The organism is Mesorhizobium sp. J18 (genome assembly GCF_007829525.1).
GTDB lineage: Bacteria > Pseudomonadota > Alphaproteobacteria > Rhizobiales > Rhizobiaceae > VLJP01.
In genome coordinates this window covers 25,546-39,086 of record NZ_VLJP01000030.1, presented here as the reverse complement: position 1 = coordinate 39,086, position 13,541 = coordinate 25,546, and the positions used below count along the sequence as shown (strand labels likewise).

General features: G+C 62.7%; 8 protein-coding genes, 1 pseudogene and 1 riboswitch. Of the genes and pseudogenes, 5 read left to right on the top strand and 4 right to left on the bottom strand.

Annotation, left to right across the window (positions count from 1 at the left end; translation table 11 throughout):
• Positions 1-1,810, top strand: a 1,810-nt coding sequence (locus L598_RS12445) for an OmpA family protein (protein ID WP_144862845.1), incomplete at its 5' end; no start/stop codon positions are given.
• A gap of 90 nt (positions 1,811-1,900) precedes the next feature.
• On the opposite strand, the gene L598_RS12440 is transcribed toward L598_RS12445, so the two are convergent.
• The 4 genes from L598_RS12440 to L598_RS12425 form a co-directional block, all read right to left on the bottom strand.
• The gene (locus tag L598_RS12440) at positions 1,901-2,695 is read right to left on the bottom strand and encodes an ABC transporter ATP-binding protein (RefSeq protein WP_144862844.1); all 795 of its coding nucleotides are present in this window, start codon (positions 2,693-2,695) and stop codon (positions 1,901-1,903) included.
• Positions 2,695-3,684, bottom strand: coding sequence for an iron ABC transporter permease (locus tag L598_RS12435; RefSeq protein ID WP_144862851.1), 990 nt, complete (start codon positions 3,682-3,684; stop codon positions 2,695-2,697). The genes L598_RS12440 and L598_RS12435 overlap by 1 nt, the downstream gene beginning before the upstream one ends.
• Positions 3,681-4,505 carry an ABC transporter substrate-binding protein gene (locus tag L598_RS12430; RefSeq protein WP_246658738.1) on the bottom strand — a complete coding sequence of 275 codons (825 nt, stop codon included), beginning with the start codon at positions 4,503-4,505 and terminating at the stop codon, positions 3,681-3,683. The genes L598_RS12435 and L598_RS12430 overlap by 4 nt, the downstream gene beginning before the upstream one ends.
• 194 nt (positions 4,506-4,699) lie before the next feature.
• Positions 4,700-6,646 carry a TonB-dependent receptor gene (locus tag L598_RS12425; RefSeq protein ID WP_144862843.1) on the bottom strand — a complete coding sequence of 649 codons (1,947 nt, stop codon included), beginning with the start codon at positions 6,644-6,646 and terminating at the stop codon, positions 4,700-4,702.
• A gap of 127 nt (positions 6,647-6,773) precedes the next feature.
• Positions 6,774-6,990, bottom strand: a riboswitch (cobalamin riboswitch).
• A 287-nt stretch (positions 6,991-7,277) separates the two neighbouring features.
• Between L598_RS12425 and L598_RS12420 the strand changes: the two genes are divergently transcribed.
• The 4 genes and pseudogenes from L598_RS12420 to L598_RS12405 all read left to right on the top strand — a co-directional run.
• Positions 7,278-8,933: an ABC transporter substrate-binding protein gene (locus tag L598_RS12420; protein WP_144862842.1), complete on the top strand. Its 1,656-nt coding sequence runs from the start codon at positions 7,278-7,280 to the stop codon at positions 8,931-8,933.
• 83 nt (positions 8,934-9,016) lie between these two features.
• Complete coding sequence (locus tag L598_RS12415) at positions 9,017-10,054, top strand: ABC transporter permease (protein ID WP_246658737.1); 1,038 nt, start codon at positions 9,017-9,019, stop codon at positions 10,052-10,054.
• Positions 10,055-10,064: 10 nt separating this feature from the next.
• A complete protein-coding gene (locus tag L598_RS12410; protein WP_144862841.1) occupies positions 10,065-11,222 on the top strand; it encodes an ABC transporter permease in 1,158 nt (385 codons plus the stop codon).
• 34 nt (positions 11,223-11,256) lie between these two features.
• Positions 11,257-13,323 (top strand): annotated as a pseudogene (locus L598_RS12405) (ABC transporter ATP-binding protein); the annotation flags it as partial.
• Positions 13,324-13,541 lie beyond the last annotated feature (218 nt).

Here is a 13,541-nt window from a genome sequence, read left to right as displayed (position 1 = left end):
ACCGACCGAGGAGCCGGCGGCCCAGCAGCCTCCGGCAGAGCCACAGGCTGCTCCCGAGCCACAGCCCGAGCCGCAACAGGAAGCTGCGCCTGAGCCTGAGCCGGCGCCCGCTCAGGAGGAGGCACAACCTGCTCCCGAGCCCGCACCCGAACCCGCTCCGGAAGCTGGCGAGGCTGAGGGACAAGCGGAGCCGGAACCGAGCGCCGAGGAGCCCTCGGCAGCGCCTGAGCCAGCACAGGAACAGGCTGAGCCGGCAGAGCCCGAGCAGCAGCAGGCCGAGCCTGAGGCTCCGGCTGAGCCGGAAGCTGCCGAGGAAGCTCCGGCACAGGATCAGGCTCCTGCCGAGGAACAGGCCGCTCCCGAGGAGCCGGCTGAAGAGCCCGCAGCCGAAGAAGCGCAGCCTTCGGAAGATACCGCTCCGGCAGACGAGCCGACGCGCGCTGAAGGCGAAGATGCAGGAGAACCTGCTGCCGGAGAAGGCGCTGCCGAGGAAGGTGCTGCGGAAGAGGGTGCGGCTGAAGGCCAGGCCGAACGTCCACGGCGCCCCGCCGACGCGGATGCTCCGGACGGCCGGGCTGCCGGAGAACAGGAGCCTGCTCCCGAAAGTGCGCCCGATGCCGCAGAACAGGCCCCGGAGGAAGGCGGACAGCCGGCCCGCGAAGGCGAGGCGGCTGAAGGCGAAGCCTTGCCTGAAAATGCCGCGCCGGTGCTGGACAGCCAGAAGGAGCAGCCTGCCGCCGGTGAGGCGCGGGAAGGTCGTGATCGCGACCGGGACGGGGCCGGACGGGGTGAGCGGCGCCAGGAGCGACAGCAGAGCCGCGAGGAAGCCGGCCCGCCGCCCGACTCGGATCGTACCGCGCAGGAGCGGATACAGGTCGAGGAAATCCGGCCCGTGACGGCCGAGGAAGGACGCCGTATCGAGGATGGCGAGCGTCGGCGGCCGGAGCGCTGGGAAGGCGCGAGAGTGGTCGAGGAAATCGGCGATCGGGCCGTGATCCAGTTCAACAACACCACGATCGTCCAGAGCCAGGATCGCGAGCGGGTGCGCTGGAGGTCGAACGACTACTATTATGAGGAACTGCCGCGCGGCCGCACCCGCGAAGTGGTGGTGCGCGATAACGGTGTGCAGGTCATCACGATCCGCAACCGCTATGGCGACATCATCCGGCGTTCGCGTATCGCACCCGACGGCCGCGAATATGTCCTGGTCTATGCCGGCGAGCGGGAAGACTGGAACGAGTGGCATGATCCGGCAGCCGATCTGCCGCCGATGCAACTGACCATTCCTGCCTCCGAATATATTCTGGAGGCGGAGCCGGATGTCGGCCCGGACGACTACTATGCTTTCCTCGACCAGCCTCCGGTGGAACCGGTCCAGCGGCTCTATACGGTCGATGAGGTCAAGTATTCGGCCCGAATCCGCGATACCGTGCGGCGCGTCGATCTCGATACGATCAATTTCGAGTTCGGCTCGGACCAGATCGCGGAAAGCGAGATCGAGACCCTCGAGGATGTGGCCGTCGCCATGGAGCGCCTGATCGAGGAAAATCCGGGCGAGACCTTCCTGATCGAGGGCCATACGGATGCCGTCGGCTCGGATACGGCCAATCTAGCGCTGTCCGACAGGCGGGCGGAGTCCGTTGCCGAGGCGCTGACCAATGTCTTCGGCATTCCGCCCGAGAACATGTTCACCCAGGGCTATGGCGAACAGTATCTGAAGATCGATACGGAAGAGCCGGAGCGCGAGAACAGGCGCGTCGCGATCCGCCGCATCACGCCGCTGGTGCAGCCGGTCGCAAGCGCCGAATAGAACCCGTTCCCTGCCCCGTTCCCGATAGGGAACTGCGGGAGGAAGCCCGGCCGGACGCCCTCCACCGGCCGGGCTTCTTTTTTGCTGGCCTTATTGGCCGGAATGGGTGCCGCGCTGCTCCACCAGCCCCGTGGGCGCCAGGATCAGCCCGTTCTCGTCCTGCGCGATGTGAGCGCTGACATTGAACACGTCCTGCAGGTTGCCGGACGTCAGCACGGCTTCCGGTGGGCCTTCGTCGGCGATGCTGCCATCCTTCAGCAGAACCAGCCGGTCGCACCAGCGAGCTGCGAGCGTGAGGTCGTGCAAAGAGACGAGGACGGAGCGGCCCTGTGCGGAAAGCCGTCGCAGGGCCTGCATCATGGAGATCTGGTGCGCCGGATCGAGGCCGGAGGCCGGCTCGTCGGCGAGAAGCAGCGGCGTCTCCTGCGCCACCGCGCGCGCGGCAAGCACCCGCGCCTGCTCGCCGCCGGAAAGCTCGGTTGCCGGACGGTCGGCAAGATAGGCGACGTCCATCAGCCGCATGGCCTCTTCACAGACTGCCCGGTCATGGTCGCCGGGGCCTTTGGCGAAGCCGCGCCAGGGCAGGCGGCCCAGCGCGACGACATTGCGCACCGAAAGCTGCCAGCCGATCACGCGGGCCTGCGGCAGATAGGCGACGAGGCGGGCGCGATCCCGGTCGCCCAGCGCAGCAAGACTCTCGTCGCCGAAGGTGATGCTTCCGCTGCTCCGTATCTGACTGACGATGGCGCGCATCAAAGTCGATTTTCCCGCACCGTTCGGCCCGAGCAGGCCGACCACCTCGCCGGGAGAGATCGACAGGCTCACCCGGCGCAGCACCTTACGGCCGGAAAGGGTGACGGAGAGGTTGGAGACCACCAAACGCATCAGAACATCTCCCGCCGCGCGCGGATGACGAGCCAGAGGAAGAAGGGCGCGCCGATCAATGCCGTCACCACGCCGATATTGAGCTCGCGGCCCGGCACGACCACCCTGACGGCGATGTCGGCTGCAAGCAGCAGTGCCGCGCCGCCAAGCCCGGAAGGCAGAAGGAGATTGCTCGGCATTCGATCGGTCAGCGGCCGGATCAGATGCGGCACGACCAGGCCGACAAAGCCGATAGCGCCCGTCACGGCGGTCCCCGCGCCGACGCAAAGCGCCACGCCTGCGACGATGAGAATCCGGGTGTGGGCCATGCTCACCCCGAGGCTCGATGCCGCTTCCTCGCCAAGCGACAGGGCGTCGATGGCGCGCGCGGCGAAGGCGATGAGAATCCAGCCGGCGATCATCAAAGGCAGGGCCAGCCAGACATGCTCCATGGAGCGATCCTTGATGGAGCCGAGCAGCCAGAAGATGATTTCGTAGCTGGCGAAGGGATTGGGCGACAGGTTCAGGATCAGCGAGGTGAGCGCGCCGGCAAGGCTGGTAAGCGCGATGCCCGCGAGGATCAGCGTCAGCGTCGAGCCGTGGCGAGCGGCAATCGCCAGAAGCACGAGGACGGCAACCAGAGCGCCGCCCAGTGCGCCGGCGGGGAGCGCGAAGAGCGAGGCCCCGGCAATGCCGGTGTAGAAGGTCGAGACGGCGCCGAGCGAGGCCACGGCCGAGACGCCGATGATGCCCGGTTCGGCCAGCGGATTGCGCAGGAAACCCTGCAGGACCGCGCCGGAAATGCCGAGGCTGAAGCCGACGCCGAGCGCCAGGATCGCGCGCGGCAGGCGTATCTCGCGCATGATGATCATCGCCGCTTCGTCGCCGCCGGCGAACAGCCCGCCGATGCTTTTGACGATGCCCAGTTCGGCAGGTCCGATCAGCAGGGACAGGACGAAGAACAGCGTGGCGAGAGCGCCGAGCAGAAGGGTCAGCCGGATTGCCTTCATCGAAGTGCCGATGTCTTTTCCGCGCATGGCGCGACGTCCTTGCGCAAGGTGCGCAGCGCCCGGACGGCCTCGATGGTGAAAGGTCCGCCGCAGGCCCAGGAGGCGCGCGGCACGAAAGTGCCGATGCGGCTTTCCTTCAGCGCGCCGATCGCCGGATGGCGCGGGATCTGGTCGGCAAGCGACGGTGCGTCGCTCAAGCTGCGCGGGACGATCACCACATCCGGCTTGAGCGACACCAGAAGCTCGAGCGGGAAGGGCGCCATGCCATGGATGCCGCTCTCTGCCGCAAGGTTGCGGAAACCGGCAGCTTTCAGGACGGAATCGGCGAGCGTGCCCGCGCCAAGCGCGACGCCGTTCTGGTCATAGGCGATCGCCGTGGGCACCGGTTCGCAAGCCGCATTTTCGGCGCTTTGCAGTTCGCGCTCGAATTCGGTGGCCATGCGTTCGGCCCGGCCCTCCCGTCCTAGGATTTCGCCCATGCGGCGGATGTCTGCGGGGATGGATTCGAGCGTCTGAGTGAAGGGGAATTCCTCCACCTGGAAGTCGAGCCGCTTCAGGAGGGCGGTGGTGTTGTGGAGGGAATAGGTGCCGGTCACCACCATATCGGGTTGGGCAAGGAAGACTTCCTCGGCGAGGCCCCTGTTCTTCGAATATGCCGAGGCTTCCTTGTGCATGACGGAGAGGTCCGGGTCGCCGGCGAGGAAGGAAACCGAGGTAAGCTGGTCCGGCCCGGCCAGCGCCATGGCAAGCTGGTCTGTGCAGACATTGAGCGACATGACCCGCTTCGGCGCGGCTGCGGCGGGGAGGGTGAGGGCTACCAAGGCAGCGATTGCGAAAAATAGGATGCCACAGGAAAATCCCCCCCTCTGGCCTGCACGCAGGTTGGGGAAAACCGCTTTCAAGGAAGGTCGGCACCACACCCGCCGAGACCTGGGTTCCCGACACTCTCCGCTTCGCTTCGAGGTCGGGGATGACGGGACCGATTTGGAGCCGGAGGAGGGCATATATCGTTGCTTCACGGCCCGAATTTCGCGCGGAAACCGGCGAAGACCGAGAAGCCCGGCGTGCCATAGCCGTGGACGGTCTGATAGTCCTGATCCAGCAGGTTTTCCACGCGCAGATACAACTCGCTGTCCTCAGTCGGCTTGTATCCGATCTTGGCATTGACCAGAACGTAGTCGTCAAGAGGGACGCGGTCGTAAGTGCCGTAGCTCGGCGAGACGAGGTCCACAGTGTCGAGAGCCACTTTTGCCGATGCGGATATGGTCCAGCGTTCCCACGGTTCCGCCGACGCAGAAAGACCGAACATGTGTTCGGGAATGCGCGGCCGCCTTTCGCCGTCCTCCTGTTCCGCATGGGTGTAGGTATAGCTGCCGCCGATCTCAAGCCAGCCATTCACGGCATAAGCGATTTCAGCCTCGACACCGTTGCGGCGCGTCGTGCCAGGAAATTGGATATAAGTGTCGTTGACGAAATCGTAGTCGATGAGATTGTCGGTATCGAGCTGGAAATAGGTGAGGCTGGCCCTTGCATTTCCGTCCATGAAATACTGGTCGATGCCGATATCCCATGAAAGGCTCTCTTCAGGATCGAGATCGGGCAGGGGAACCGTTGGGTCGAAGCTGACATAGTTGAGCTCGTAAAGGCTCGGGGCGCGAAAACCCGTGCCGATCGAGGCCCTGAGCTTTGTGCCCGTTTGCTCGAAAAGATAGGCGGCGGTACCACGATAGCTGGTGAAGCCGCCGAACTCGCTGTGCTCGTCATGGCGTATGCCGGCGCTCAAGGTCAGATTGTCGATCGGCTCCGCGACAAGTTGCGTCCATATGCCGGCAATCGAGGCGCGGTCGTCAGTGTTCGTGCCGTAATTGTTGGTGATCCAGGCGCGCTGTTCCTCCACATCGCCGCCGAACTGCAGCGTAAGGCGGTCCGTTATATCGAAGGCCCCCTGATAATCGAGCTTGGAGCGTCGTCCCTGATAGTTGCCTTCGAACGGACCGAAAGCACTGACCGTCAGCACGTCGCGATCTATCTCGGCAAGCTGTACCGAGACGGTGTTGCGGAAGCGGCCATCGAGCAGATCGAGATTGAAGCCGAAGCGGCCGGCATGCTGGTCGAAGCGGCCGGTGTTCAGCGTGTTGTCGGTCGGCGGCAGGCCGGAATCGTCAAAGTCGCCTTTGCTCCTGACGATGAAGCCGGTACCGAAGACGCTGAAATTGTCTGTCAGTTGGAATTCCCCGGCGAAAGAGCCGGTGATGTTCTGATAGAAATCGTCCTCCAGGCCCGAAGCATTCGAATCGACCGTTGGAGCACCGTTGACCAGAGCTGCCGAAATACCGCCGGTGTAAAGGCCGCCGAGATTCAGTGAAAAGCGGCTGCGGTCGGTGACGTTGGCAAGTGCATAAGCCGCCCGGGCCGTTTCATGCGAGCCTCCTTCGATGAGCATTCTCTGGGTCAGACCCATCTCATTCGGGTCCGGCAGGGTCGTGATGTTTATGACGCCCGCAACGGCGTCCGACCCGTAGAGAATGCTCTGCGACCCCTTGAGGACTTCGATGCCCGTAATGCCGTCGGCGAGAACATGCTCGAACGATGTCTGGACCTGTGTGGCCGTGGTATCGGAGATATCGATGCCGTTGAATAGTGTCTCGACGTATTTCTTGTCGGCGCCGCGAATGCTGAGGCTCGTTTCCTTGCCGAGACCACCCTGGCTGGCGAGCGAGATACCCGGAATCTGGTTCAGGTAATCGACGATGACCGGCCGTGATTCCCTTTCGATCTGTTCCTGCGTGACCGTGTTCACCGTCGAGCCGACCTTGCTTTCCTCCGTTGGCGTGCGGTTCGGCGTGACCACGATGCGGTCGAGGTCGATCTGCTCCTGCGCTCCTGCGGATGTGAGCGCTATCGCCAGTGCAAGTGCGGATACCGTACCCGCGGTTACGGTTCTTGAAGTAAATGCGAACATTCCTGGCCCCCTCCGCGATGCGGATGTTGATGCCGGAAGGTGCAGCTTTGTGAAGAAGCGACATCCCGCCAGCGATGACAGACTTCGCCACCACTGCGAGAACACAGCCCCGGAAGCATCCCGCATCCGGACGGTGACGGCCTGAGGCAGGTTTCCTGGCTCGCGCTTCGGCGGCGTCCCGGCCTTCCCAGGTATTGCACCCAGTGGCAGATAGGGACGCCTCGGCGCTTACAGTTGCGGGAGCAGCTACGGCTTCGACGAATGCAGCTCGCAGGACGCCTTCCGTATTCCCTTTTACCTCGTCCGCGAATGCGGAGCGAAGCACCTCAAGCGTAAGGAGAACTTGCTATCAAGGACACTCACAACCGTCAATCACGGTTCCCGGCAGATAGAACGGTCGTGCCGCATCCTCATGTGGGCAAGCCGGAAATTCCGGCCGTGCCCCGGGGCGCCAAATTCGACCCCGAATGCAATTTTTGCGTCAACTTTGTCGCAAATCCGCCATCCGTCAGATCATCAAAGTTGCACATTTGGCTGACGCTGGCCCGCTCGGCTTCGTGTTTTGACAAGTCCGGCCGGATGCGGAATGCTACGAAAAGAGAGAAACTGTGGGATCAATGGGAGTGCGTCGATGAAGTTCTTCAAAAGCAACAGTGACCGTGTACCGTCACATATTGAGACTCTGGCTGCCGATGCTCGGGCAGGCAGGATCGATCGTCGCGAATTTCTTGCAATGGCCAGCGTTTTCGGTGCTTCAACAGCGATGGCTTACGGCATGATGGGGCTGGCGGCTCCGGTGAAGGCCGTCGCGCAAGAGCCTAAGAAGGGCGGAACGATCCGCGTTTCCATGTTCATCAAGGCGAACAAGGATCCGCGCCTGGCTGACTGGTCGGAGATCTCGAACGCCATGCGGCAGTCGCTCGAGCCGCTGGTCAAGTTCACGCGAGACTTCACCTTCGAGGGCCGGCTGCTCGAAAGCTGGGAGGTCAACGAGGACGCCACGGAATATGTCCTTCACGTGCGCCAGGGCGTGACCTGGAACAACGGCGACGCTTTTGGTGCCGACGACGTGATCTACAACATCACGCGCTGGTGCGATCAGACCGTCGAGGGCAATTCGATGCCCACCCGCCTCGCCTCCCTGATCGATCCCGAGACCAAGAAGCTGCGCGAAGGCGCGGTCGAGCGGGTCGACGACTACACGGTGAAGCTGAAGCTGTCGGAGCCGGACGTGACGATCATTGCGGGCGTTTCCGACTATCCGGCGCTCATCGTGCATCCAAGCTTTGACGAGACCGGCGCCGACTGGGTTGCCAATCCGATCGGGACAGGCCCTTTCGATCTCGTCTCCTACGAAGTCGGCAACCGCGTCGTCTACAAGCGGCGCGAGAACGGCCAGTGGTGGGGCGGCGAAGCCTATCTCGACGGCATCGAGTTCATCGATTACGGCACCGATCCCTCGGCTGAGGTCAACGCCTTCGAGGCCGGCGAGATCCACACCAACTACGAGACAACGGCCGACTACGTCGAGATCCTCGACAGCCTCGACCTTGTAAAATCCGAGGTGCAGACCTCGACCACGCTTTGCGTGCGCATGAACGTCGCCAACAAGCCCTATGACGACCAGAAGGTGCGCCAGGCGGTTCAGCTCGGCGTCGACAACAACGTCGTCCTGCAACTCGGCATCAACAACGCCGGCACCAAGGCCGACAACTACCATGTGGCGCCGATCCAGCCGGACTGGGCCGAGATCGGTACGCATGAGCGCGACGTCGAAAAGGCCAAGGTGCTGATCGAGGAGGCCGGTCAGGCCGACTTCGAGCACGAGATCATTTCCGTCGACGAGAACTGGCACAAGAACACCTGCGACGCGGTGGCGGCCCAGCTCCGCGAGGCCGGCTTCAAGGTGAAGCGCACCGTGCTGCCGGGCTCCACATTCTGGAACGACTGGACCAAATATCCTTTCTCGGCGACCAACTGGAACATGCGGCCGCTCGGCATCCAGGTCGTCTCGCTGGCCTACAAGACCGGCTCAAGCTGGAATGAGACGGCCTATTCCGACCCGGAACTCGACAAGCTGCTCACCCAGGCCGCGTCGATCGGCGACAATGAGCAGCGCAAGACGGTGATGAAGGATATCGAGCAGCGCATCAAGGATTCGGGCATCGTCATCCAGCCTTACTGGCGCAACCTCTACAACCATTCCGTTCCGGCCGTGAAAAACCACGGCATGCATCCGATGTTTGAGATTGACCTGCATCAGGTCTGGCTCGACGAGGAAGCGTGAGTGAAGATCAAGGGACGGGGCCTGTTTGGCCCCTTCCTTTCTGCACCGATGGATAAAGACCCCGGCCGAGGGGAGGGGCGCCCGTGCTGACCTTCATATTGCGACGCCTTGGTGTCATGGCGTTGACCATGCTCTGTCTCACGCTTGTCGTGTTCTACATGGTCAATCTGGAACCCAATCTGACCAAGCTGGCGCTGAGCCAGATGGACATGCGAGCCACTCGGGCCGACCAGGAGGCCTGGCTGGAAAGAAACGGCTATAGGGAGCCGTTCCTGATCCGCTACGGACAGTGGATCGGCGTGGTGAAGAAGCAGCCGATCATCAATCCGGAAACCGGCCAGGCGACCGCCCGTTTTTCGTTCTGCGCCGACCCGGCGGAGCCGAAATATTCCGGCATCCTGCAGGGCGATTTCGGCTGCTCTACGAAATTCAAGGTGCCGGTCGGGAATAAGCTGTTCCCGGCGCTCGGGGCAACCGGCATATTGATGCTCTGGGTCATGGTCGTGATGGTGCCCGTCTCGCTGCTGATAGGCGTGCTTGCAGGAATGCGGGAGGGGACGCGCACCGACCGGTCGCTGTCGGTGACGGCGATCGCGACCACCGCGACGCCCGAATATGTGTCGGGCGTCATCTTCACGGTCATCTTCGCCTCATGGCTSGGCTGGCTGAACGGCTCCGCCGCGACTGCCACGAGGGAAGGGCCGAGCTTCTACAATTTCACCCTGCCCGTGATGACCATGGCAATCTACGGCATCGGCTACATAGCGAGGATGACGCGCGCCTCCATGGTGGAGGTGATGACGCAGCAATATATCCGCACCGCGCGCCTCAAAGGCCTGAGTTTCCCGGCGGTGGTCATCAAGCATGCGCTTCGCAATGCGCTGATTGCCCCCTTCACGGTCATCATGCTGCAGTTTCCCTGGCTTCTTACGGGCGTCGTCATCGTCGAGGTCATGTTCCGCTATCAGGGCTTCGGCTACACGCTGGTGGAGGCGGCCGGCAACAACGACATAGACCTGCTTCTCGGCTGTTCTCTGGTCTCCGTCTTCGTCGTTCTCGTCACGCAGCTTGTTTCCGACATCGGATATGCGCTGCTCAATCCGCGCATCCGCGTGAAATAAGGGGGCGGGCATGGGAATCGAACAAGTCGGCACGCTTGGCATCATTCTCGGCGTCATCAGCCAGTTCTGGCCCGTATGGCTGGCGCTCGCCATCGTCCTTGTCCTGAGCGTCATGTTCAAACGCAGGCTCGGCCTTTACGGGCAGCTATTCGATTCCGGTGTCGGCATCGCCGGGGTGATGATCTGCCTGTTCTGGCTGTTCACCGCGATCTTCGCCGACACCGTCGCGCCTTTTGCGCCGCTGCAGCAGTTCCCGCTGCTGAAGGATGCGATGCCCGGCTCCATCGAGCCGGGAAGCGGCAAGATATTCCTGTTCGGAGGCGACAAGCTGGCGCGCGACGTGTTCAGCCGCATGGTGCATGGCAGCCGGATCGTGCTGGTGATTGCGCCTGCGGCGACCCTGTTCGCGCTCATGGTGGGCACCACGCTCGGCCTGCCGGCCGGCTATTACGGCGGCAGGATCGACACGGTTCTTTCCTTCCTGGCGAACCTCGTCCTTGCCTTCCCGGTGATCCTGCTCTTCTACCTGCTGGTCACGCCGGGCATCATGGACACCGCCATTCCTTACTGGATGGCCGGAATCTTCTTCATCTTCCCCATCATATTTTTCTGCACGCTGTTCTACACGCGGTTTCGAAGACGGCCGCAGCTATTGGCGGTCCAACTGGCATTGACGATTCTGATCGGCGGCTGGATCTATGCCGGTCTGGTGTTCAATGCCGATCCGCTCGGCATCATCTCGATCAGGCCGAACGAACTCAACATCTTCGTCGCCGTCGTCTTCGCCTCGAGTCCCGGCGTGTTCCGCATCGTGCGCGGGCTGGTCATGGACATCAAGACGCGCGACTATGTGGCGGCGGCGCAGACGCGCGGCGAAAATCCCTGGTACATCATGCTCTGGGAGATCCTGCCGAATGCCCGCGGGCCGCTGATCGTCGATGTGTGCCTGCGCATCGGCTACACGACGATCCTGCTCGGCACGCTCGGTTATTTCGGGCTCGGCCTGGCGCCGGAAAGCCCCGACTGGGGCACGGGCATCAAGGAATCCAGCCGGCTCCTGCGTCTCTACATCCATCCGGCGCTGCCGCCGGTGCTGGCGCTGATGTCCTTCGTGCTCGGCCTCAACCTGCTAGCCGACGCATTGCGCGAGCAATCGCTCAAAGACTGATTGCCCTTCAAGGGGGCGCGAGAAGGTAAGGCAAATGACCCAACCGATCCTCGAAATCGAAAATCTCTCCATCTCTTTCTTCACGCGAATGGCCGAGATACCGGCGGTAATGGATTTTTCCTGCACCGTTATGCCGGGTGAGGCGATGGGGATTGTCGGGGAATCCGGTTGCGGCAAGTCGACCGTGGCGCTCGGCATCATGCGCGACCTTTCCAATATCGGAAAGATCACCGGCGGCAGGATCAAGTTCCAGGGCCGGGACATGGGCGAGATGTCCGAGGAGGAGCTCCGGCAGATACGCGGCAACAAGATCGCAATGATCTATCAGGAGCCCATGGCGAGCCTCAACCCGGCCATGAAGATTGGCCGGCAGCTCATGGAAGTGCCGCTGATCCACGAGAAGGTGTCGAAGGAAGAGGCCTGGAACCGTTCGCTCGAAATGCTGAAATCGGTCCGCCTGCCGGATCCGGAACGCATCATGCGCTCCTACCCGCATCAGCTTTCCGGCGGCCAGCAGCAGCGCATCGTCATCGCCATGGCGCTCTTGTCTAAGCCGGCTCTGCTCCTGCTCGACGAGCCGACGACGGCGCTGGACGTGACGGTCGAGGCCGGCATCGTGCAACTGGTCAAGGATCTTGGAAAGCAGTTCGGCACGTCCATGCTTTTCATCTCGCACAATCTCGGCCTGATCCTGGAGACCTGCGACCGCATCACGGTCATGTATTCCGGCGAGGCGGTAGAGACGGGAACAGTCAAGGATGTGTTCGACCGGATGCGCCATCCCTATACGCAAGGGCTGTTCCGCTCGATCCCGCTGCCGGGTGCGGACAAGAATTCACGGCCGCTGATCGCCATTCCGGGGCAGTTGCCGCTGCCGCATGAGCGTCCGAAGGGATGCAATTTCGGCCCGCGCTGCCACCATTTCGTGGACGGGGTGTGCAATGCCGCAGAAATCCCCATGATCGAGGTGCCGGCGCATGAGAACCATTTCAGCCGCTGTGTGCGCTTCCAGGACCTCGACTGGACCGCGGTGCCCGAGAAGATCAAGCAGAACGAGCCGATCGAACCTGGCGCGCCGGTGCTCAAGATCGACGACTTGAAGAAGTATTATCAGGTGGCGGCGAACGAGATTTTCGGCGGCAAGGAGACGCGGGTCGTCAAGGCCAACGAATCCATCAGCTTCGAAGCGCGGGAATCCGAAACCGTCGCCATCGTTGGTGAATCGGGTTGCGGCAAGTCCACGCTCGCCAAGGTCCTCCTGGGCCTGGAGACGGCGACGTCAGGCTCGGTCACGCTCGCCAATACCCAGATCGAGAAGGTGCCGATCGAAAAGCGCGACACCAGGACAATCTCATCCATCCAGATGGTGTTCCAGAACCCGTTCGATACGCTCAATCCGAGCCACTCAGTCGGGTCGCAGATCATCCGCACGCTGGAGAAGTTCCGCGTCGGCCGGAACAGCGCCGAAAGGCGCGAGCGCATGCTGCAACTCCTCGATTTGGTCAAGCTGCCGCGCGCTTTCGAGAAGCGCATGCCGCGCCAGCTTTCGGGCGGCCAGAAACAGCGTATAGGCGTGGCGCGCGCCTTTGCAGGTACGCCGAAGGTGGTGGTGGCGGACGAGCCGGTCTCGGCACTCGACGTTTCGGTGCAGGCTGCGGTGACCGAACTACTGATGGATATCCAGCGCCAGTCGAAGACCACGATGCTGTTCATCAGCCACGATCTTTCGGTGGTGCGCTATATCGCGGACCGTGTGGTCGTTATGTATCTCGGTCATATCGTGGAGCAGGGCACGACCGAGCAGATTTTCTCACCGCCCTATCATCCCTATACGGAGGCTCTGCTCTCGGCGATCCCCATTGCCGATACCAGCGTCAAGAAGAAGCATATAGTGCTGGAAGGCGACATCCCTTCGGCGATGAACCCTCCGCCCGGCTGCCCCTTCCAGACGCGCTGCCGCTGGAAGAAATTCGTCCCCGACAACAAGTGCGAGACCCAGTTGCCCCCCTTCCGGGATCTTGGCGGCGGGCATCGCAGCCTGTGCTGGCTCGATGACGAGCAACTGGCCACGCAGGAGCCGGTGATCAGCTTCGCAAAGGAAAAGCCGAGGGACGCTTCAACAGAGCCGCCGACGGAAGAGACACGTGTCACCAAGGCGCCCGTCGCGAAACAAGGTGAGGCTGCGGAGGTCGCTTCGGAGACGGCCGATCCGGTTTCGCCGGCCGCTGTCGCTCTGAAAGCCTCTCCGGAGCGGAAATCCCGCAAGCCTCGTTCGGCGGCTTCGGCTATTCCGGGCTCGTCGGCGCCGGAGGTTACGGC